Source organism: Rhizobium sp. A37_96 (assembly GCF_053521765.1).
Window position 1 is genome coordinate 185,763 of the sequence record NZ_JBNWDS010000007.1, and the last position, 20,940, is coordinate 206,702.

14 protein-coding genes and 3 tRNA genes are annotated in these 20,940 nt (G+C 61.0%); 16 read left to right on the forward strand and 1 reads right to left on the reverse strand.

The window, feature by feature from the left end:
* The first annotated feature begins 369 nt into the window (after positions 1–369).
* The 6 genes from ACQZ6J_RS19595 (at position 370) to ACQZ6J_RS19620 (ending at position 13,428) form a co-directional block, all read left to right on the forward strand.
* Positions 370–7,827: a type I polyketide synthase gene (locus ACQZ6J_RS19595; protein WP_449085277.1), complete on the forward strand. Its 7,458-nt coding sequence runs from the start codon at positions 370–372 to the stop codon at positions 7,825–7,827.
* A 62-nt stretch (positions 7,828–7,889) separates the two neighbouring features.
* The gene (locus ACQZ6J_RS19600; protein WP_449085329.1) at positions 7,890–9,248 is read left to right on the forward strand and encodes an aminotransferase class I/II-fold pyridoxal phosphate-dependent enzyme; all 1,359 of its coding nucleotides are present in this window, start codon (positions 7,890–7,892) and stop codon (positions 9,246–9,248) included.
* Between the two features lie 18 nt (positions 9,249–9,266).
* Positions 9,267–10,076, forward strand: a complete 810-nt coding sequence (locus tag ACQZ6J_RS19605; RefSeq protein WP_449085278.1) for an SDR family oxidoreductase — start codon at positions 9,267–9,269, stop codon at positions 10,074–10,076.
* Positions 10,077–10,249: 173 nt separating this feature from the next.
* Positions 10,250–11,827 (forward strand): LTA synthase family protein, encoded by a 1,578-nt coding sequence (locus ACQZ6J_RS19610; RefSeq protein ID WP_449085279.1) that lies wholly within the window; start codon positions 10,250–10,252, stop codon positions 11,825–11,827.
* Entirely contained in the window at positions 11,824–13,119 is a 1,296-nt protein-coding gene (locus ACQZ6J_RS19615) for a capsule biosynthesis protein (RefSeq protein WP_449085280.1), read from the forward strand. The genes ACQZ6J_RS19610 and ACQZ6J_RS19615 overlap by 4 nt, the downstream gene beginning before the upstream one ends.
* 15 nt (positions 13,120–13,134) lie before the next feature.
* A complete protein-coding gene (locus ACQZ6J_RS19620; RefSeq protein ID WP_449085281.1) occupies positions 13,135–13,428 on the forward strand; it encodes a hypothetical protein in 294 nt (97 codons plus the stop codon).
* Positions 13,429–13,503: 75 nt separating this feature from the next.
* On the opposite strand, the gene ACQZ6J_RS19625 is transcribed toward ACQZ6J_RS19620, so the two are convergent.
* Positions 13,504–13,579, reverse strand: a tRNA-Val gene (locus ACQZ6J_RS19625).
* A gap of 390 nt (positions 13,580–13,969) precedes the next feature.
* Here ACQZ6J_RS19625 and ACQZ6J_RS19630 point away from each other — a divergent pair.
* From ACQZ6J_RS19630 to ACQZ6J_RS19675, 10 genes are all read left to right on the forward strand, one after another.
* Positions 13,970–14,046, forward strand: a tRNA-Asp gene (locus ACQZ6J_RS19630).
* A gap of 50 nt (positions 14,047–14,096) precedes the next feature.
* Positions 14,097–14,173: transfer RNA gene (locus tag ACQZ6J_RS19635), tRNA-Asp, on the forward strand.
* 259 nt (positions 14,174–14,432) lie between these two features.
* Positions 14,433–14,798 (forward strand): NADH-quinone oxidoreductase subunit A, encoded by a 366-nt coding sequence (locus ACQZ6J_RS19640; RefSeq protein WP_113392144.1) that lies wholly within the window; start codon positions 14,433–14,435, stop codon positions 14,796–14,798.
* On the forward strand, positions 14,789–15,370 hold the full coding sequence (locus ACQZ6J_RS19645) for a NuoB/complex I 20 kDa subunit family protein (protein WP_015339504.1): 582 nt from the start codon (positions 14,789–14,791) through the stop codon (positions 15,368–15,370). Before ACQZ6J_RS19640 ends, ACQZ6J_RS19645 begins: the two co-directional genes overlap by 10 nt.
* A gap of 18 nt (positions 15,371–15,388) precedes the next feature.
* The gene (locus tag ACQZ6J_RS19650; RefSeq protein WP_163986136.1) at positions 15,389–15,991 is read left to right on the forward strand and encodes an NADH-quinone oxidoreductase subunit C; all 603 of its coding nucleotides are present in this window, start codon (positions 15,389–15,391) and stop codon (positions 15,989–15,991) included.
* Between the two features lie 66 nt (positions 15,992–16,057).
* Positions 16,058–17,248, forward strand: coding sequence for an NADH-quinone oxidoreductase subunit D (locus tag ACQZ6J_RS19655; protein ID WP_047627059.1), 1,191 nt, complete (start codon positions 16,058–16,060; stop codon positions 17,246–17,248).
* Positions 17,248–17,568 (forward strand): hypothetical protein, encoded by a 321-nt coding sequence (locus tag ACQZ6J_RS19660; RefSeq protein WP_449085282.1) that lies wholly within the window; start codon positions 17,248–17,250, stop codon positions 17,566–17,568. The genes ACQZ6J_RS19655 and ACQZ6J_RS19660 overlap by 1 nt, the downstream gene beginning before the upstream one ends.
* A 15-nt stretch (positions 17,569–17,583) precedes the next feature.
* Positions 17,584–18,705 (forward strand): NADH-quinone oxidoreductase subunit E, encoded by a 1,122-nt coding sequence (locus tag ACQZ6J_RS19665; protein ID WP_449085283.1) that lies wholly within the window; start codon positions 17,584–17,586, stop codon positions 18,703–18,705.
* Positions 18,706–18,715: 10 nt separating this feature from the next.
* On the forward strand, positions 18,716–20,020 hold the full coding sequence (gene nuoF / locus ACQZ6J_RS19670) for an NADH-quinone oxidoreductase subunit NuoF (protein WP_163986133.1): 1,305 nt from the start codon (positions 18,716–18,718) through the stop codon (positions 20,018–20,020).
* An 8-nt stretch (positions 20,021–20,028) separates the two neighbouring features.
* Positions 20,029–20,787, forward strand: a complete 759-nt coding sequence (locus ACQZ6J_RS19675; protein ID WP_449085284.1) for a 5' DNA nuclease — start codon at positions 20,029–20,031, stop codon at positions 20,785–20,787.
* Positions 20,788–20,940 lie beyond the last annotated feature (153 nt).

The window sequence follows — 20,940 nt, forward strand, 5'->3', positions numbered from 1 at the left end:
GTGCGTGGCGGGGCGACTGGATTTAAACCAGCGCCCGCGTGGCCCTGGTTGTTTGCGACGAGGTTGTTTCGCCTCCATACGTCGGTTCGTGACGACCGTTTCTGATCGTGGCGGATCATGCGCTGAAAGCGAGGGAAATTCATCGCGGAGCGATTTGCAGAGACGACGCCGATGATGCGAGCAGATGCTGTGATTTTCGACGGGAGCCGGGGGTGCGAGAGATCGCATATTGCATCGGCTATTGCGCTGCCGCATATTGGCCGTACACGCAGATTTTTCGTCGTTAACAACCACTGATATTTATGGTGCAAGCCGTTAATATTGAAATTGGCCAATTTGGTGCACTTTGTGAACTATTGCTGAGAGATCATGACGGTTGAAATTATCGGACGCGCAAGCGTCGCCCCCGGGGCGAGTTCGATTGAAGAATTGCAACTTGTCCTCAAGGAAGGGCGCTGCACGATAAGCCGGATTCCTGAAGAGCGTTGGGATCTTGCGCGCTTTTGGCATCCGGCTGTGGGTATTCCGGGCAAGACCTACACCTATGCGGCCGGCGTTCTCGATGATGTCTACGCCTTTGATCCCGCGGTTTTCGGTCTCTCCCAGCGCGAGGCGATGCAGATGGATCCGCAGCAGCGCATCCTTCTGAATGTCGTCTGGCGAGCGCTAGAGGACGCAAATCTGCCGATCGACGGCTTCGAGGGGCAGCGGGTCGGCGTCTATGTCGGCGCATCCTCGCTTGAGCACGGCAACCTCACGCTCGAAGATCCGGCATCGGGCGGCCCGTATTTCATGACGGGCAATACGCTTTCCATCGTTTCCAACCGCATCTCGCACATATTCGGGCTGCGCGGCCCGAGCATGACGATCGATACGGCCTGTTCGTCGTCGTTGGTCGCACTCGACCAGGCCGTCAGGGCGTTGGAAGGCGGCGAGATCGACACGGCAATCGTCGGCGGCATCAATATCCTGCTTAACCCCATGTCCTTCGTGGGTTTCGCGCAGGCGCGCATGTTGTCGCCGGAGGGGCTTTGCCGCGCCTACGACGACAATGGTCGCGGGTATGTCCGCGCGGAAGGTGGCGCAGCGATCGTGCTGCGCCGGACGGATGTCGCCTTGCGTGAGAAGGACCGCAGCCACGGCCGGATCCATGCCGTCGGGGTCAATTCCTCGGGGCGCACCAACGGCATTTCCATGCCCTCCCGCGAAGCGCAGGCAGCGCTGCTGCAGTCGATTTATGAAGGGCGGGGCATCGACGTCAATCGCATCGCCTTCATCGAGGGCCATGGAACGGGGACGAAGGTCGGCGATCCCGCCGAAATCTGGGCGATCGGCGAAATCATCGGACGCAATCGGCGGGCGCCGGTGCCGATCGGGTCGATCAAGACCAATATCGGCCATACCGAACCCGCATCCGGCCTTTTCGGGCTGCTGAAGGCCGTCATAGCGCTGGAGAACAATTTCCTCCCGGCCTCGCTGCACTTCGACCACCCGAACGAGTCGATCGATTTCGAGGGTTTGAACGTCCGGGTCAACACGTCGGCGATCGAACTTCTTCCTGCGAAGCAGCCGCGCTTTGCCGGCGTCAACTCCTTCGGCTTCGGCGGCACGAACGCTCACGTTGTAATCAGCGACCCCGATCCGGTAGCCCCGCCCGAACCGCAGATCCGAGGCGAGGGAGTGGTTTTCGCCGCAAGCGCCCATACGGCGTCCGCTCTTTCGGCGCTGCTTGAGGGATACAAGGCGCGTCTCCAAAGTGCGGAGCCCAAGGAGGCTCGCCAGATCGTTGCTTCGGCCGCGGCCAATCGCGAACCGATGCGCCATCGCTTCGCCGCGCGCGCCAGGGACAATGCCGCCATTCTGGCCGCGATAGACGCACATCTGGCCGGCAAGCAATCGGTCGGCGAGGTGGGCGAGGCGCCGGCACAAGCAGCCAAGATCGCTTTCGTTTTTTCCGGCAACGGTTCTCAGTGGGCGGGCATGGGCGTCAGCGCCTATCAGGAAAACCGTCATTTCCGGCAATGCTTTCAGTCCTTCAGCGCGCTTTTCGAATATTACCTCGACGAGAAGCTGACCGATATTCTCGTCGCGCCGGACCTTGCCGCGCGGTTGGCCGACACCAAGATCGCGCAACCGCTGCTGTTTGCGATTCAGGCGTCCCTTTCGGACTGCTTCTGGTCCATGGGCGTCAAGCCGGATGCCGTCTTCGGCCATTCGGTCGGCGAAATCGCCGCGGCCTATGCCGCCAAGGCGTTGACGGCCGCCGACGCCGTCGCGATCGTCGCCAAGCGTTCGCTGCATCAGGATCTTCTGGCCGGCGAAGGCAAGATGGCCGCGGTGGTCCTCGGCGAGGATGCCGCGCTGGCCTTCGCGAAATCGCATGGCCTCGACAACATCCATATCGCAGCCATCAATGCGCCGAATTCAGTGACGATTTCCGGCCCGGCTGGTGAGATAGAGGCGTATCGGGACACGGCGCGCAAATTCCAGATCGTCGCCCATGTCCTCGACATCAACTATCCGTTCCACCATCCCATCATCGATCGTGCCAGGGACGCCTTCTTCGCGGACCTGCCCGATTTGGCGCCGGATAGCGGGGCAGGGACCTTCATTTCGACGGTGACCGGCGAATTGCGGGACGGGCGCCTGCTGGACACGCAATACTGGTGGCGCAATGTGCGCGATCCCGTGCTCTTCAAGGCTGGCTGCCAGGCGGCTATCGCCATGGGGTGCAATCTGTTCATCGAAATTTCGCCGCGCCCGATCCTGTCCAACTACGTGGCGGAGATTGCAAAGCACGCATCGGTTCAGGTCATCGCCATACCGACCTTGCTGCGGGAAGCCGCCGTTGCCGGTCATGATCCGGTTTCGCAATCGTTCGCCCGGGCTGTCGCCAATGGCGCGCCTGCGTTGCGCGCGCGTGGAAGCGCGACGCGCAACGCCTTCGTCACGCTGCCGCCTCTGCCGTTCGAGCCGGTGGAGCTTCGCACGCAAAGGACGACCGACGAGATCGATATTTTCGGTCGTGACCGAGAGAGCCACTATACGCTGCTCGGCTGGCGGACCGACCTGAACGGCACGAACTGGAAAAACCACCTGGATGCCCGTCTCTTCCCGGACATCGCCGAACATGTGGTCGATGGCAAGGCAATCATGCCCGGCAGCGGTTTCGTCGAAATCGCGGTTACCGCCGCACAGCAGCATTACCAAACGGACGAGGTTGAAATCGGCAACCTCGAAATCATCCGGCCGCTCGAATTGCTCCAGGATCGCATCGTCGAGCTGTCGACCGTCCTGTCGGCCGAGACCGGAGATATAGAGATCCGGTCGCGCGAGCGCCTCAGCCATGATGAATGGACGGTTCATGCCGTCGGGCGCTGCCGCAGGCCGCTTGGCGGCGAAGGGCTCGGCGAGCCGGCCCGTCGATCGGGCAAGGATCGCAAATCCGTTTTGACCGCTGAAGCGACCTACGAAACGGCGGAGCGTTTCGGGTTGCACTACGGCCCGCATTTCCAGCTTCTCTCCAAGGCCGTGGCCTTCGGTCATGAGGTGATTGAGGTGGATCTGAAGCCGGCGGCTCCGTCTTCGCATCCCTTCGGAACCTATAATCTCAACCCTATGTCGGTCGATGCCGCGTTTCACGGTCTCGTCGCCTTGTTCGATCAGTTCTCGGGTGACGACACCGGGGCGCCCTATATTCCCGTTCACTTCGGCACCGTGAAGGCGTTCGGAAAGGGTAGGTCGATTGTAAAGGCGCGGATCGAGATCGGCAGGTTCAGTGCAAATTCGGTCAAAGCGCGTTTCAGCTTGTTTGACGCAAGCGGCAAGCCCGTTGCCGTTCTCGATGATTGCCGCTTCCGCCGCACCCAGTTACGACGTCGGGCGACTCTCGATTCCGTCGCCTTCCATTACGAGAGCACGCCCTCGGCCATTTTCACGGCCCTTGGAAAATCGGATGCGACTGCACTGCAAATTGCACCGCAGTCCCACTCCGAGGAGAGCCATGAGGCGAACAATGCGAGCCTTCTTCTCGATGCCGCGATCTATCGCGCCTGCCACGATATAGCGTTGAAGGTTGCCGGTCGTAGCGGCACCGTCGCATTTTCGAACCTTCCCGGCGATTCCGAGTTCAGGTCTTTCCTCGTCAATTGCCTGTATATTATCGAGGATGCCGGCATAGCGACTGCAAGGGATGGCAAGTGGGAAATTCCCCCGGAGCCGACCCTGCCGCCGGTGGCTGAGTTGCTGCAGGAAATCTATCGCGAGGACGCCGGTCGCGTGGCGGAGAGCGTTCTCGTCGGCAATGCCTATCGCGAGACGCTGGAGCATCTGGCGATGATCCGACCGCACGTCCTGGAGGATGAGCCTGCGACCCGGGGAGCGGGTTCGCCGAGCGCGGCGACGCTGGAGCATGTGCTTGTTCATTCTCCCTTGAGCAGGAGGCGGCTTTCGATGCTGGTGGAGGCATTGGCCTCGTCCCTCGAAGCCAATGCCGGAGCGATTGGGCGAATTCTCGAGATTGGTTCCGTATCGGCCGCTTTCAGCCGAAAGTTGGCGGCGGTTGCCGCTGCCGCGGATGCATGCCTCATCATTGCCGAACCGCGCGAGCAGACGCGCCGGGCATTGGAGATCGCTTTCGAGCGCGATGCGCATGTCATCGTGGCGGACCCGGCCAAACTGGCGGATCGCACTGTCGCCGATATCGCCGTTGCCTCCGGCGAACAGAGCCAGCATCTGATGCGGCATAGCGATGACATCAAGCGGATTGTCCGATCGGTCGCCGCCGGCGGCGGCCAGCTGCTCCTGGCGGATCGCGCGCCGAGCGCCTTCAATGATTTCGTCTTCGGCCTTACCGAAGGCTGGTTTGCCGGCAGCCAATCGCCGGAATTCCCGGTCGGGCGGCTTGGCACACCGAAACAGATCGAGGATATCCTCGGCACGTTGGGTTTTGCCAAGCCCCGGATCCAAGAATTGACCTTCCCGGAAGGTTCGTTGATCGCGGTGTCGGCCGTGGCGGGGCGGCAACCGGATACCGGCATCACGGTGGAGGCTGCAGAGCCGCGTCTGATCGTGTCGGAGCGGGGCAGGAAAGGCCTCGGCAAGCCGGGCAAGGGAGTGACGGTCATCGATCTCGGCGCGCTGTCTACGGATCTTGCCGGCGCCCTCGATACGATCGATCCCGATACGCGGCGGATCGTATACATTGCGGACGCGCAACGTGGCGATGCGACGGAACGCTCGCTGTCGCGTCTCTCGATCTTCACCGAACTGGCCAATCTGTTGTCGCAGAACGGTGATGGAGCAAGGCCCCGGCTGGTCATTGTCGCCCCGGGCGGTTCTCCGCTGGCTGCTGGCTCCGTCAATGACGCCAATGCAGGCCTCTGGGCCTTCGGACGTGTCCTTCAGAACGAGTATGACGCCTTTGACGTTCACCTGCTGGATGCCGATGCGGATGGCAAGCGAACGCTTTCCATCGTCGACACCCTGATGACGGCGCAGACCGACAACCGGGAGTGGTTCCTGGACCGCGCGACCGAAACGGTCCGCGAGATCAGGGCCGCCGCCGGTCCCTTCGATGCCGTCGAAGCAAGCCGCCGCGATTTTGCTGCGGCAACGATCCGCCAGCATGCGGGCGGCCGGCTGGATAGCCTGGGCTGGGAGGAGACGCGTCTTCCCGTGCCCGACGAAGGAGAGGTTGTCGTCTCCGTCGAAGCCACCGGTCTCAATTTCCGGGATGTCATGTGGGCGATGGGCCTTTTGCCCGAAGAGGCCCTGGAGGACGGTTTTGCCGGCGCCACGATCGGAATGGAATTCGCCGGGCGAATTCTTGCCGTAGGCGATAAGGTCGATGACCTGAGGCCCGGCGACAAGGTCATGGGTATCGGGCCCGCTGCATTCTCGACCCATGTGCAGGTTCGCCGCGATGGCGTGACCAAGCTGCCGGAGCAGATGGAAACCGTCGCCGCTGCGACTGTGCCGGTTGCCTTCCTGACCGCCTATTATGCGATGGTCGAACTCGGACGAATTCAGCCGGGCGAAACCATTCTCATCCATGGGGCTGCCGGCGGTGTCGGTCTTGCTGCGCTCCAGATCGCCAAGCTCAAGGGCGCCAGGGTGATCGCCACTGCCGGCACGGTCGAGAAGCGCAGCTTCCTCGATATGCTGGGCGCCGATCATGTGCTCGATTCGCGCTCTCTGGATTTCGTCTCCGGCGTGCAGCGTCTTACGGATGGCGAGGGGGTGGATCTCGTTCTCAATTCGCTCTTTGCCGAAGCGATGGAACGCAGCATCGAACTGGTCAAACCCTTCGGTCGCTTCCTGGAGTTGGGCAAGCGCGACTACTATGCCGACCGCAAGATCGGTCTGCGCCCGTTCCGGCGCAATGTCAGCTATTTCGGCATCGATGCCGATCAGCTTCTGGTCAACGTACCCGACCTTACGCGGCGCATTTTCACGGAAATCGGCCAGCTCTTCGCAGAGGAAAAGTTGACGCCGCTGCCGTATCGCGCCTTCGCTTACGATGAGATCGGCAATGCATTCCGATTGATGCAGAACGCCGGTCATATCGGCAAGATCGTGGTGCGGCCGCCCGTTGCCGGCGTCGATAGCGTCTTGCGGGCTCCGGCGAAATCCTTGCGCTTCGATGCCAAGGGCGTTTTCCTTGTGGCGGGCGGTATCGGCGGCTTCGGACTTTCCGCTGCCGATTGGCTCGTTTCCAGGGGCGCGCGCCGCATAGCGCTGTGCTCGCGTCGAGGCATCGCCGACGCGGAAACGAAGAAGGCGATCGGCGATTGGGCAAAGCGGGGCGTGGTAACGACGCTGCATGCCTGCGACATCACCGATGCGGCCGCAGTCGAGACGCTGCTTGTCTCGCTTCGCGTCGAAGGCGTGCTCAAGGGTGTCGTTCACGCCGCCATGGTTCTGGACGACGCGCTGCTTGCCAATCTGACGCCGGAGCGCAACCGTCCCGTTCTCGAGGTCAAGATCCGTGGCGCGGAAAACCTGGATCGCCTGACGCGAGACGACAAACTCGAGCTCTTCCTGCTCTTCTCTTCGGCGACGACCATGCTCGGCAATCCGGGTCAGGCCAACTACGTGATCGCGAACGGCTATCTGGAAGGCCTGGCGCGGGCGCGTCGAGCTGCCGGCAAGCCTGCGCTCGCGGTGGGCTTCGGCGCCATCGCCGATAAGGGCTTCCTGGCCCGCAACAGCGAGGTCAATGATCTCCTGTCCAAGCGCATCGGCAAGGCCGCCCTGAAGGCGCGCGATGCGCTGGAGCAGGTCGAGCGCTACATGCTGGCGGATAAAGGTGCCGTCGATGCGGCAGCGGTCATGATCGCCGAGATCGATTGGAACGCCGTTCGCCTGCTGCCGATCGCCGGCAAGTCGCTGTTCGAGCCGCTGATGCGGCACGCCGGCAGCCATCAGGCCTTGAACGAAGGGGACAGCATCGACCTCCAGGAGCTGATCAAAGGCAAATCGGAAGAGGAAGCCCAGGCCGCCTTGCATGCGCTCGTCGCCGCCGAGATCGCCGCCATTCTGCGCGTAACGGAGGATACCGTGACGCCCGACAAGGTATTGAAGGATATCGGCCTCGACAGCCTGATGGCCATGGAGCTCGGAATGAGCTTCCAGCAGAAGACCGGCTTTGATATTCCCTTGAGCGGCGTAGGCGACGGTACGACCGTGGGCGATGTCGTCAGCCGTTTGCGCGATCGGGTGATGAATCGCGGCGGCGATGCGAAGGACACCGCAGGCGACGACCAGCTGGTCGAGCGTCTGGCGCGCAGCCACGCCGCGGAACAGGAAAGAAGGGCGGTTCAGTGACTACGCATGATGCCAATGGCGGCGGCCCGGCAGAGCAGAAGAAAAACAAGCTGCTCGAACAGATGCGCCACGTCGGCGAATCCTCCGGGCGTAACCGGGCCGAACGTCTGAACAGGCCGCCGCCGCAGCAGCAGCGCCAGGCGGTCCGTTTCGAGGATCTGCCGGAATACAAACGCGTTGCAACGCAGCGGATCGCAGGGGAACTGCTCGGGGTTGCCAATCCCTTCTATCGCTCGCACGATGTCGCTGCCGGCGCTACCACGCGCATCGGCGGACGCGAGTTCATCAATTTTGCCTCTTACGATTACCTGGGCACCAATACGGACCCGCATGTCGCCGAAAGCGCCAAGCAGGCGATCGACCGCTTCGGAATATCGGCTTCCGCCAGTCGTCTGGTGGCGGGGGAGAGGCCAGGCCATGTCGAGTTGGAACGCAAGCTTGCGGCAGTCTACGGCGTGGATGCCGCCGTCTGTTTCGTCAGCGGCTACCTGACCAATGTCGCGGCGATCAGTTGCCTCATGGGCCCGCAGGATCTGGTGATTCACGACGAATTCATTCACAACAGCGCGCTCGCGGGCATCAAGCTTTCCGGCGCGGCGCGGCGCCTTTTCCAGCATAACGACGTCGAGAATCTCGAGAACATCCTGAAGTCTCTGTCGTCGGAATTCCGGCGCATCCTTGTGATCGTCGAAGGCATCTATTCGATGGATGGCGATATCGCCGACCTGCCGGCTCTGCTGGAGCTGAAATCGCGCTATGGCTTCTGGCTCATGGTCGACGAGGCGCATGCGCTCGGCATTCTCGGCAAGACGGGCCGCGGCAGTTTCGAGCATTTCGGTCTCGATCCGCGAGACGTCGATATCTGGATGGGCACGCTGTCGAAGACGACCTCGAGCTGCGGCGGTTATATCGCAGGCAGCAGCGCGCTCGCCGACATTCTGAAAGCGGAAGCCGGCGGTTTCGTCTATAGCGTCGGGCTCTCGCCCGTTCTGGCCGCCGCCGCCATTGCCGGCCTCGATATCCTTCGATCCGAGCCGGAGCGAACCGAGCGTCTCAGGCGCAACGGCCAGCTGTTCCTCGAGCAGGCCAAGGCCGCCGGCCTCGATACCGGCATCAGCATGGGCCACTCGGTCGTGCCCGTCATCGTCGGCGATTCGCTTCGGGCGGCGCAGCTGTCGAACGATCTGCTGGCCGAAGGCATCAACGTACTTCCCATTATCCATCCGGCCGTGCCGGAAGGCATGGCGCGCCTGCGCTTCTTCATCACCTGCAATCACACCGAAGAGCAAATCCGGCGGGCCGTCGCGGTCACGGCGGAAAAGCTCAGGAGCCTGCTGGATCGGAACTTCGGTCTCGCATCGCTTGACATGGACAAGATGATGCAGTTGTTGCCCGCGGGTGTCGTTCCCGGCGGCCCTTGAAATCAGGACGATCGTCTCATGCACGTTATCGTCACGGGAGGTTCAAGCGGAATTGGTCTGGCGATAGCGAAGCTCTATGCGGCCAGAGGCGACCGGGTTTCGCTTCTTGCCCGCCATTCCGGGCGGCTTGACGAGGCGAAAGCCGAGATCGCAGCACTTCAAGGTGTCGACGGATCCCTTATTCGGACGGTCTCCGTCGATGTCGCCTCGGCCGAACGGACGGCGGAAGCCGTGGAGCTTTGCGAGGCATCCCTCGGTCCCTGCGATATCCTTGTCACTTCCGCAGGGATCGTCGAACCGCTGGCCTTCGATGCGATGCCGGTGTCGGTTTTCGACGAGCAGGTCATCACCAATTTTCTCGGAACGGCAAATGCCGTGCGCGCCGTCTACCACGGCATGAAGAGCCGGCGTCGCGGCCGAATCCTGATGGTTTCCTCGGGCGCGGCCTTGATCGGCATCTTCGGCTACACCGCGTACTGTGCATCAAAGTCGGCGCTCACCGGCTTTGCCGAAGCCCTGAGCGCCGAGGCGGATGCCTGTGGCGTAGATGTTTCCATCTGCTTCCCGCCCGATACGCTGACGCCGCAATATCGGCGGGAAATCTCTCGGAGACCTCCCGAAGCGGAGATATTGATGGGGTCCGTCAGGCCCTGGAGCGCCGAGGCGGTGGCCGCACGAATCGTGCGTGGGCTCGATCGCGGCAAGCCGAGAATCCATTTCGGATTCTCGCTGATGGCGCTCGCCTATTTCGGTTCGCTGATAAAGCCGTTTCTTATGTGGTGGTTTTCTCGGAAAACGCGAAAAATAACTGGTAAAGAAGCAAGTTAAAGTCTTGCCGATGGGTCGGCCCGCGGCTTTGATGATGGTAAGTAATACGAAGCAATTGTCGTTGTTGCGCTATCGACGGCGCAGGGACAAGAAGGTGTTAGGGAATTGGTGGCCAGTTCCTCGCGGATTTGGAAAGCGCTGCGGCAGGCAGTGGGCATTTGGATGGCGCAATCTTGAAGCTGCATGATTTTCCAGTTCTTTTGACGCTTGCCTGCTTCGCGTTTTCCTGCGTCATCGTATTTCTGACCGATCCTTTTGCGATGCCACTGGCAGTCAACGCGCAGAATCGCACGCAGCGGCGCTGGCTGCGCCTGGTTTGCGACTGGGCTGTAAGAATTCCGGTCATCGCGTTGATCTATATCGCCTTCTTCGCGATTTCCTGGCGTCCGCTCTACAGCACGCAGGCGGTTATCAGCTTCTTCGTCATTTTCACGGGGATTTCGAGGGCGAAATTTGAATTCATCCGGGAGCCCCTGGTATTTTCGGACATTGCGCTTGTGGTCGATGTCTTCAAATACAAGGAGATCTTCTACGCGACATCGCTGAACATTGTTTTCTGGGTCATCGCCTTCGCCTATGTGTTCGGCATCAGCGGCCTCTACATGTACCTGGAGCCATCGGTGCTTCCGGCGTCGAACGGCGTGCTTTGGGTACTCTTGGTGCTGGTTCTCGCCTTTGCACCCTGGCTTGCATTGTTCAGCCGGATCGTCAGCGAGCCGGTCTGCCGTTTCACGCAGAGGTTTTTGGGCAGGGTCGACGTCAAGATAGATACCGTGCGATTCGGCACCTTTGCTTCCGTCGTGTTTCATTTCGTCATTTGGGTCGGTGTCCGGCGCGAGGCAATCGTCTCGGAGCTGTCGGGGCGCTTGATCTCGGCGCTTCAGGAACTCTGGGAGCACGGTGAAGACGAGCCGCTCATCGTCATCTGGCAATCCGAATCCTTTATCGATCTCCGGCATTTCGGTGTCGAGAAGATCAAGCTGCCGAATCTCGATCGACTGCGTGAGCAGGCCGCGCAGTGGGGCCGCATGACCAGCGTCTTCGAGGGTGGTTATACGCTGCGCACTGAATTTGCGGTGCTGAGCGGGTTGCTGCCCGAGAATGTGCACATCGATGCCAGCTATCCCTATCTGCGAGCCAGCCATTACAAGGACGTCGTCTGGCCGGCGCGGCTCAAGAAGGCGGGCTGGAAGACGCAGTTCATCCATCCCTATGACAAGACCTTCTTCCTGCGTCACAAGGCCATGCCGCAGCTTGGCTTCGACCGGATGATGATGCTGGACGAGTTCGATCACAATTCCGAGCGCGATGGCCCCTATGTCAGCGACCTGTCGCTGACGAAGAGCGTGATTCGAACGATCGATGACGACGGCACGAGCAAGAATTTCGTCTTCGTGGCGTCCATGGCGAATCACGGCCCCTGGGAGCCGGGCCGCTGCGGCGACCTGGTCAATCCGGTGGATATATACGGCGAACTCCTGATGCGCGCCGATCATGCGCTCGGCAATCTGGCCCATCACCTCGACAAGCTGGATCGCCCGGTATGGCTGCTTTTCTACGGCGATCACGCGCCCTTGCTGAAGGCCTTCGCCGATCCGTTCCCGGATCCGCGGACCGATTATATCATCGTTCCCCTGGGCCGCGCGCGGGCCCATTCGCAGAAGCCGCAACCGTCGCAGGAAGAGGCTCCCTGGAACCTGATCGGTACATTGCTGCGCTATGCCGGCCTTAGCACCGAGGTCTCGGAGTGAGGGCTGTCGGGGAAGGAGCCGTTTCCCCGCGTGTATTCCTGTTCTTGCAGGGGCCGTCGTCGCCGCTGTTCGCCGAGATCGCCGGGATACTGGAAAGGGCCGGCGGCCGCTGCATCCGCATCAACCTGAACGCCGGGGACCGGATTTCGTGGCGCCGGAACAATGCCTTCAATTATCGCGGCGGCTTTGGCGACTGGCGCGCCTATGTCAGGCGGCGAATCGAGGCCGAAGGCGTCAGCGACATGATTCTGCACGGCGAGGAGCGCCCCTATCACCGTGTCGCCATCGAGGAGGCACATCGCGCCGGCGTCCGCGTCAACGTCGTGGAGATGGGATATTTGCGGCCGGACTGGGTAACGCTTGAGCGAGACGGCCTGTCTTCCAACTCCCATTTTCCCGCCGATCCCGACTATATCCTCGAATCAGCGTCCGATCTGCCGGAGCCGGACTGGACGCGCCGCTTCAGCCAGACTTTCCTCGCGGAAGCGCTCTATGATCTCGCTTACTATCTTCCGACTACTTTTCTGTGGTTTCTGTATCCGGGCTATAGGCGGCACGGGATCTACCATCCGCTGCTGGAATATGCCGGCTGGCTGAGGAAGCTTCCATCAAGCGGCGGAAGGACGCGTCAGGCGGAAGGCGTGATCGAGGATCTGATCGCCAGCGGCAAACGATTCTTCGTCTATCCGCTGCAGCTTCAGACCGATTTTCAGCTTCGTGCTCACTCGCCCTTCCATCTGCAGCAGGATGCCATCAGACTGATTCTCCGCTCCTTTGCGGAAAATGCCGGTCCGGAGGCGTATCTGGTTCTCAAGATACATCCGCTCGACAACGGCCTTGTGGACTGGCGAGCCTATGTCGATCATATCGGCGCCTCGTGCGGATTGTCTGCCCGCGTCCATGTCATAGACGGCGGCAACCTCGACCGTTTGAACGCCGCCAGCCTGGGCATGGTGACGGTCAATTCGACCGCCGCCCTCTCGGCCCTGCAGGCGGGCAAGCCGGTCAAGGCGCTTGGAGCGGCGATCTACGATATCGAGGGCTTGAGCGATCGAAAGGATTTGGATCGATTCTGGCGGGACCCGATGCCGCCGTCGCCGAAACTTCGCGATGCATTCTTCCGCTTGCTTGCGGCGGCCGTGCAGGTGCGCGGCAATTTCTGTTCCGGGGAGGGCGCCCGCGCCGCCGCCGCGCAGATTGCGGAAAGGTTGCTGTCGCGCACGGTCAACTTGCCAGGCGGCTACATCCGGTCACCGCCGAGGCAGCGACCGGTGAAGGTTCATGTCCCTTGAGCGAAAAGAAGGGGAATGGCCGCCGAGGTGCGTCTATGGATGGCTGCCAACTGGCCGCCGCGGTCAGGCGGCCGCGATGCTGTTGCCCCTGAAATTGACAACATGGCTACTTATATGCGGACTGGAGTTCATCTTGGCGCCGTGATTCGACGCCGGGAACAAAAAGCGGATAGCGGTTTGCAGGGAGCAAACATCATGGATGACAGCAGTATGGAACGATTCATGTTGAAGGAGCTGCTCATGATCATAGCGGCTCTCGTGCTTGTTTCCGGCGTGCTTCTGACTGTCGTTATTTTCGGTAATTACTGAACGGCGCGCGGCCGCATACCGTGAGCGCGTTAAGCCGCTCATATCCATCAAGCTGACAATTGAGTTCTTGAAGAGTGGTGGGCGATGAGAGACTCGAACTCCCGACATCCTCGGTGTAAACGAGGCGCTCTACCAACTGAGCTAATCGCCCTTCAGCGAAGCGGGTCATTGGCCCGCCGCGTTCGGTGGCCGTGATCTATGCGGAACGAGGAAAAACCGCAAGAGTGTTTGTGAAGAATTTTTGATTTTTTTGATTTTTACACATCCCAACCGCGCTCATCCACATGGACCGATCCGGCTCCGGTTCGCTCGACCCTGTGCATATCCGGCCCGGATGAAATGCGTGAGGCGGGAACCTGCCATGCTAAATCGCCGGGACGGAAATTTGCGGGCGAGCTTGTCCAAAACAATTCGCACTCTGTCATCGATTTGTATTCAAACCTGCTTGACACCCAAACGCGAACCCCGTAGTTAGCCGCTCATCGAACGGCGAGGGCCGCTTTGATGGGTGCGAAAGCATCCGGAATGCTTGAAATGAAATGCGGGTGTAGCTCAGTCGGTTAGAGTGCCGGCCTGTCACGCCGGAGGTCGCGGGTTCGAGCCCCGTCACTCGCGCCATTTCAGGGTCAATTCCGGTTCGGGCACTCGGCTGAAAGGCCAAACAATGCGCGGGTGTAGCTCAGTCGGTTAGAGTGCCGGCCTGTCACGCCGGAGGTCGCGGGTTCGAGCCCCGTCACTCGCGCCATTCTTCCCAAGCCATTACAATCAAACATCAATTTGTTGCGATTGCGAAGAAGCCTTTTCGCGTTTGCGCCCATTTGTCGCGATACCGTCGCAACACATTGATAAATCCCGCTCGATAGTACGCTAACGGACCGATTCAAAAGGCTTGCGCGCGCGCTCCGGCTGCGCTAACCACGGCTTTGTTGCAACGCTCTTTCGCTTGCTGGGCAATTGCTCAAAAGCGCCCGCCCCGGCGCTCACCGCAAGCAGGGATGGACATGATGACTGGACTGCTCAGTTCCTATATTCCGATAGCGATTTTCATAGGTATTTCCTTGGTGATTGGCCTGGCGCTGTTGATCACGCCGTTCGCCGTCGCCTTCAAGGCGCCTGACTCGGAAAAGCTCTCGGCTTATGAATGCGGCTTCAACGCATTCGATGACGCCCGCATGAAGTTCGATATCCGTTTCTACCTGGTATCGATTCTCTTCATCATCTTCGACCTGGAAGTCGCCTTCCTTTTCCCGTGGGCCGTGTCGTTCGGTGCGATCGGCTGGTTCGGGTTCTGGTCGATGATGGTATTCCTCGCGGTGCTGACCATCGGCTTTATCTATGAATGGAAGAAGGGAGCCCTGGAATGGGAGTAGCCCCAAGCAACACGACGCTCGTAGCGCCGCAGCCGAAGGGGATTATCGATCCCGCGACCGGCCGGCCGGTTGGCAGCAACGATCCGTTCTTCGGCGAGATCAACAACGAACTCGCCGACAAGGGCTTTCTGGTCACCTCCACCGATGAGCTGATCAATTGGGCCCGCACCGGCTCCCTGATGTGGATGACCTTCGGTCTCGCATGCTGCGCCGTCGAGATGATGCAGGTTTCCATGCCGCGCTACGACGTCGAGCGCTTCGGCTTTGCGCCGCGCGCTTCGCCGCGCCAGTCCGACGTCATGATCGTCGCCGGCACGCTGACCAACAAGATGGCGCCCGCCCTGCGCAAGGTCTACGACCAGATGCCCGAGCCGCGCTACGTCATCTCCATGGGTTCCTGCGCGAACGGTGGCGGCTACTATCACTATTCCTATTCCGTCGTGCGCGGATGCGACCGTGTCGTTCCCATCGACATTTATATTCCGGGCTGTCCTCCCACGGCAGAGGCGCTGCTTTACGGCGTGCTTCTGCTGCAGAAGAAGATCCGGCGCACCGGCACGATCGAACGGTAAGGCAGGGGACAAGGTATCATGAGTGAAGCCCTGAACGAGCTCGCCGCTTATCTCACGGAAGTTCGCAGCGCCCTGATCTCCTCGAGCGAGATCAAGTACGGCGAGCTGAACGTGACGACGACGGCCGAAAACGTTATCGCCCTGCTGACCTTCCTGCGTGACGATGCCAAGTGCGGTTTCGTCAACATAACGGACATTTGCGGTGTCGACTGGCCGCAGCGCGCCGAGCGTTTCGACGTCGTCTACCATCTCCTGTCGCCGAAAAAGAACATTCGCATCCGCGTCAAGGTTCCCGTCGGCGAAGATCAGGCCGTTCCGTCCGTTTGCGGCATCTATCCCGGCGCCGATTGGTTCGAGCGTGAAACCTGGGACATGTACGGCGTTCTCTTCACCGGACACCCGGATCTGCGCCGTATCCTCACCGACTACGGTTTCGAAGGCCATCCGCTGCGCAAGGATTTCCCGACGACCGGTTTCGTCGAGGTTCGCTATGACGACGCCGCCAAGCGCGTCGTCTACGAGCCGGTGGAGCTGAAGCAGGAATTCCGCAATTTCGACTTCCTGTCGCCGTGGGAGGGCACCGACTACGTGCTCCCGGGCGATGAGAAGGCGAAGGCCTAATTTATGGCGTGTGGCGGGCTCGAGCCTGCCATTCTCTGAATATCTGACAACGCGAGCATCGCCGCCATGACAGAACATAACGTTCGCAACTTCAACATCAATTTCGGTCCGCAGCATCCGGCTGCGCACGGCGTTTTGCGTCTTGTCCTCGAATTGGACGGCGAAATTGTGGAACGCGTCGATCCCCATATCGGCCTGCTGCATCGCGGCACTGAAAAGCTGATCGAGACGAAGACCTATCTGCAGGCCGTTCCTTATTTCGACCGCCTCGACTACGTGGCGCCGATGAACCAGGAGCATGCCTATGCGCTGGCCGTCGAGAAGCTGCTCGGCATCGATATCCCGATCCGTGGCCAGCTGATCCGTGTTCTCTACTCGGAAATCGGCCGTATCCTGTCGCATCTGCTCAACGTCACGACGCAGGCCATGGACGTCGGCGCGCTGACGCCGCCGCTTTGGGGCTTTGAAGAGCGCGAGAAGCTGATGGTGTTCTATGAGCGCGCCTCCGGCTCGCGCATGCACGCCGCTTACGTTCGTCCGGGCGGCGTTCACCAGGACCTTCCCGAGAAGCTCGTGCAGGATATCGGCGACTGGTGCGATCCTTTCCTGAAGGCGCTCGACGATATCGACGACCTTTTGACCGGCAACCGTATCTTCAAGCAGCGCAACGTCGATATCGGCGTGGTTTCGCTGGAAGACTGTTGGGCCTGGGGCTTCTCCGGCGTCATGGTCCGCGGCTCCGGCGCCGCATGGGACCTGCGCAAGGCGCAGCCCTATGAATGCTATTCGGATCTGGAATTCGACATTCCGATCGGCAAGAACGGCGACTGCTACGACCGTTATCTCATCCGCATGATCGAAATGCGCGAATCCGTCCGCATCATGAAGCAGTGCGTCAATCGCCTGCTGGGTGACGCCAAGACGGGGCCGGTTTCGTCGCTGGACGGCAAGGTCGTTCCGCCGAAGCGCGGCGAGATGAAGCGCTCGATGGAAGCGCTGATCCACCATTTCAAGCTTTACACCGAAGGCTATCACGTACCGGCCGGCGAGGTTTATGCGGCCGTCGAAGCGCCGAAGGGCGAGTTCGGCGTCTATCTCGTCTCCGACGGCTCCAACAAGCCTTATCGCTGCAAGATCCGTGCGCCGGGCTATGCGCATCTGCAGGCCATGGACTTCATGTGCCGCGGCCATCAGCTCGCCGACGTGGCAGCGGTGCTCGGTTCGCTCGATATCGTGTTCGGTGAGGTGGATCGCTGATGCGAGCCTGGCAGGTCGTCATTCCTGTGATCCTCGTCGCCTGCGGCGCTTCGGCGCAGCAGGCCGGCAAGACGCAGACCCTGCCGAACATCACCACGCAGGGTTCGAATGCGATCGGCGCGAATTCTGCGAAGGGCGGAAATGAGGTGACGTCGGGCGAGGGGGATTCGACCATGACCGACCTTCTTTCCCGCGGTTATCAGATCAAGGCCGCTGTGCCGAACGGCGGCAAGTTTGTTGTGTTTATGCAGAAAGACCAGTCGGCCTATGCCTGCGAATTCTCGTCTCTGACGAATACGCGGTGTGGGTCCTTAAACTGAGATAAGGCGTGAAAGATGTCCGTTCGTCGACTAGCCGAAGATCAATTCCAGCCTGCCGCCTTCGCCTTCAGCAAGGAGAATGCGGTCTGGGCGGAAAAGACGATCAATAAATATCCCGAGGGCCGCCAGCAGTCCGCGATCATCCCGCTGATGATGCGCGCGCAGGAGCAGGAAGGCTGGGTCACCAAGGCCGCTATCGAAAAGATCGCCGACATGCTGGATATGGCCTATATCCGCGCGCTCGAAGTCGCGACCTTCTACACGCAGTTTCAGTTGCATCCGGTCGGCACGCGCGCTCACGTTCAGGTTTGCGGCACGACGCCCTGCATGCTGCGCGGCGCCGAAGGGCTGATCAAGATCTGTAAGAGCCGGATCAGCGACCATGCTTTCGAGCGCACCGCCGACGGCACGCTCTCCTGGGAAGAGGTCGAGTGTCAGGGCGCCTGCGTCAACGCACCGATGGTCGTGATCGGCAAGGATACCTATGAGGATCTGACCCCGACACGTCTCGAAGAGATCATCGATGCGTTCGCCGCAGGCAAGGGCCATGAAATTCCGACCGGTCCGCAGATCGACCGCGTTTTCTCCGCTCCGGAAGGTGGCTTGACGTCCCTCCTGTCGGACGAGGCGCAGGCAAAGAGCACCGCAGGCAAGGTGGCCAAGGCCACTGCCGAGGCTGTTTCGATACCGCCGTCCGAGGCCGGCCGTGCCAAGAGCACGGATGCTGAAACCAATCAGAGCCTGAAGACGCCGGCAACGGCTCCGGCGGAAGCGGCCAAGAATGCCAAGGCAGCCGAAACGCAGCCGCTTTCGGGAACTGCGGCTGCGGAGCCCGTTGCCGGAAAGCCTTCGCTTGACGACAAGAATCGCCCTGCCGGTATCGAAAGACCCGCACAGCCGGACGATTTGCAGCTCATTTCAGGCGTCGGTCCGAAGATCGAGGGCACCTTGCACGAGCTCGGCATCTTTACCTTCGCGCAGATTGCGAGCTGGCATGAGGCCGAACGCCACTGGGTCGACGGTTATCTGAATTTCAAGGGCCGGATCGAGCGCGACGACTGGGTCAGGCAGGCAGAGGCACTCGCTAAGGGTGGCGAAGCGGAATATATCAAGGTCTTCGGCAAGAAGCCGCGGTAAGAGGTGAAGCATGTTACAGGATCAGGATCGCATCTTTACCAATATCTACGGCCTCAAGGACAAATCCCTGAAGGGCGCGATGTCGCGCGGCCACTGGGATGGCACGAAGCAAATCCTCGAAAAGGGTCGTGACTGGATCATCAACGAGATGAAGGCTTCCGGCCTTCGCGGTCGTGGCGGCGCCGGCTTCCCGACGGGCCTGAAGTGGTCCTTCATGCCGAAGGAAAGCGATGGCCGTCCGCACTATCTCGTCGTCAACGCCGACGAATCCGAGCCGGGCACCTGCAAGGACCGCGACATCATGCGCCACGATCCGCATACGCTGATCGAAGGCTGCGTCATTGCCGGTTTTGCCATGGGTGCAAACGCCGCGTACATCTACGTCCGAGGCGAATACATGCGCGAACGCGAAGCCCTTCAGGCTGCGATCGACGAATGCTACGATGCCGGACTTCTGGGCAAAAACAACAAGCTCGGCTGGGATTATGATGTTTACGTTCATCATGGCGCCGGCGCTTACATCTGCGGCGAAGAAACCGCGCTGCTCGAAAGCCTCGAAGGCAAGAAGGGCCAGCCGCGCCTGAAGCCGCCGTTCCCGGCCAACATGGGTCTCTACGGCTGCCCGACCACGGTCAACAACGTCGAATCCATCGCCGTAGCGCCGACGATCCTGCGCCGTGGCGCAGGCTGGTTCTCCTCCTTCGGCCGCCCGAACAATGTCGGCACCAAGCTGTTCATGCTGTCCGGCCACGTCAATCGTCCTTGCACGGTCGAAGAGACGATGGGCATCACCTTCCGCGAGCTGGTCGAAAAGCACGGCGGCGGTATTCGCGGCGGTTGGGACAATCTGCTTGCCGTCATTCCCGGCGGCGCGTCGTGCCCGGTCGTTCCGGCTGCCGACATCATCGATTGCCCGATGGATTTCGACGGTCTGCGCGAAGTCAAGTCGTCCTTCGGTACGGCTGCGGCGATCGTCATGGACAAGTCGACCGACATCATCAAGGCGATTGCCCGCATCTCGGCCTTCTTCAAGCATGAAAGCTGCGGCCAGTGTACGCCTTGCCGCGAAGGCACGGGCTGGATGTGGCGCGTTCTTGAGCGTATGGCTCGCGGCAACGCCCAGAAGCGCGAGATCGACATGCTGTTCCAGGTGACGAAGCAGATCGAAGGTCATACTATCTGTGCGCTCGGTGACGCAGCCGCATGGCCGGTTCAGGGTCTGATCCGCAATTTCCGTCCCGAGATCGAAAAGCGTATAGACCAGTACACCGCCAACGCGACTAGCCACGGCGCGGTTCTGGAAGCAGCCGAGTAGGGATTGTCATGGCGAAGACCACGGATATCAGGCAGGACAGCGGAGCGGCCGATGATGCATCGGCCGGTTTCGGTCGCGTCGCCGCCGATATGCTGCGGAACGCGCCCATGATGCCGATCCATCCGTTGGTTGCCCATCAGGCGGCGGCGTTTGCCGCGGCGGCGGCCATAGGCTTCAGCGTTACATCGCAGATCGCCGGTGCCTTCTTCGGTGCGCTTCAAGGGGCGGTCGAGGCTTCCGGCAAGCGCGCGGCCGAGACGGACGCAAGGGATGCTGTCGTCTCCAAGGAGGAGCCGGCGGTAAAGAAGGACGAGGCAGGGGAAGCGAAGCCGGTAAAGGCATCGCCCGCTGTCAAGCCGGTCGTCTCGAAGCCGGTGGCTGCAAAGCCGAAGCCCGCGGTCGCAAAACCTGCGGGTGCCAAGAAGGTCGAGCCAAAACCGGTTGTGCCTGCAACGCCGGTGGCGGCAGCCGCCCGGGGCAAGGCCAAGGCCAAGGTCGAAGCGGCGAAACCGGTTTCGACAGACCCGGCTCCCTCGCGCGGTCGCAAAGCTGCGGCAAAGGCTGACGATCTGAAGCGGATTTCCGGCATCGGTCCCAAGCTGGAGCAGGTGCTGAACGGACGCGGCGTCAAGCGATTTGCCGATATCGCCGCCTGGAGCGATGCGGATATCGAGCGGATCGACGCCGAACTCGGCTTCGACGGCCGCATAAGGCGCGACGACTGGGTTGGCCAGGCGAAGGCGCTGCTGCCGAAAGGCCGGAGTTGAGAATTTCCTCGGCTGTATCCGACGGCCGGGGAGGGTGAATGAAGGCGATGGGGACGGTGCGGGCGCGATCCGCACGGTTCGATCGTAAAGCTGGTCTTGCGGGGACAAGTATCGGCAAAGCTTATTGTGAGCGAACCGGTGCCATCGGGCATT

What these genes read in the sequence shown, in the direction of transcription:
- ACQZ6J_RS19595 (WP_449085277.1), top strand. Translation starts at nt 370, where the DNA reads ATGACGGTTGAAATTATCGGACGCGCAAGCGTCGCCCCCGGGGCGAGT.
- ACQZ6J_RS19600 (WP_449085329.1), top strand. Translation starts at nt 7,890, where the DNA reads ATGCGCCACGTCGGCGAATCCTCCGGGCGTAACCGGGCCGAACGTCTG.
- ACQZ6J_RS19605 (WP_449085278.1), top strand. Translation starts at nt 9,267, where the DNA reads ATGCACGTTATCGTCACGGGAGGTTCAAGCGGAATTGGTCTGGCGATA.
- ACQZ6J_RS19620 (WP_449085281.1), top strand. Translation starts at nt 13,135, where the DNA reads ATGGCCGCCGAGGTGCGTCTATGGATGGCTGCCAACTGGCCGCCGCGG.
- ACQZ6J_RS19640 (WP_113392144.1), top strand. Translation starts at nt 14,433, where the DNA reads ATGACTGGACTGCTCAGTTCCTATATTCCGATAGCGATTTTCATAGGT.
- ACQZ6J_RS19645 (WP_015339504.1), top strand. Translation starts at nt 14,789, where the DNA reads ATGGGAGTAGCCCCAAGCAACACGACGCTCGTAGCGCCGCAGCCGAAG.
- ACQZ6J_RS19650 (WP_163986136.1), top strand. Translation starts at nt 15,389, where the DNA reads ATGAGTGAAGCCCTGAACGAGCTCGCCGCTTATCTCACGGAAGTTCGC.
- ACQZ6J_RS19655 (WP_047627059.1), top strand. Translation starts at nt 16,058, where the DNA reads ATGACAGAACATAACGTTCGCAACTTCAACATCAATTTCGGTCCGCAG.
- ACQZ6J_RS19660 (WP_449085282.1), top strand. Translation starts at nt 17,248, where the DNA reads ATGCGAGCCTGGCAGGTCGTCATTCCTGTGATCCTCGTCGCCTGCGGC.
- ACQZ6J_RS19665 (WP_449085283.1), top strand. Translation starts at nt 17,584, where the DNA reads ATGTCCGTTCGTCGACTAGCCGAAGATCAATTCCAGCCTGCCGCCTTC.
- nuoF (WP_163986133.1), top strand. Translation starts at nt 18,716, where the DNA reads ATGTTACAGGATCAGGATCGCATCTTTACCAATATCTACGGCCTCAAG.
- ACQZ6J_RS19675 (WP_449085284.1), top strand. Translation starts at nt 20,029, where the DNA reads ATGGCGAAGACCACGGATATCAGGCAGGACAGCGGAGCGGCCGATGAT.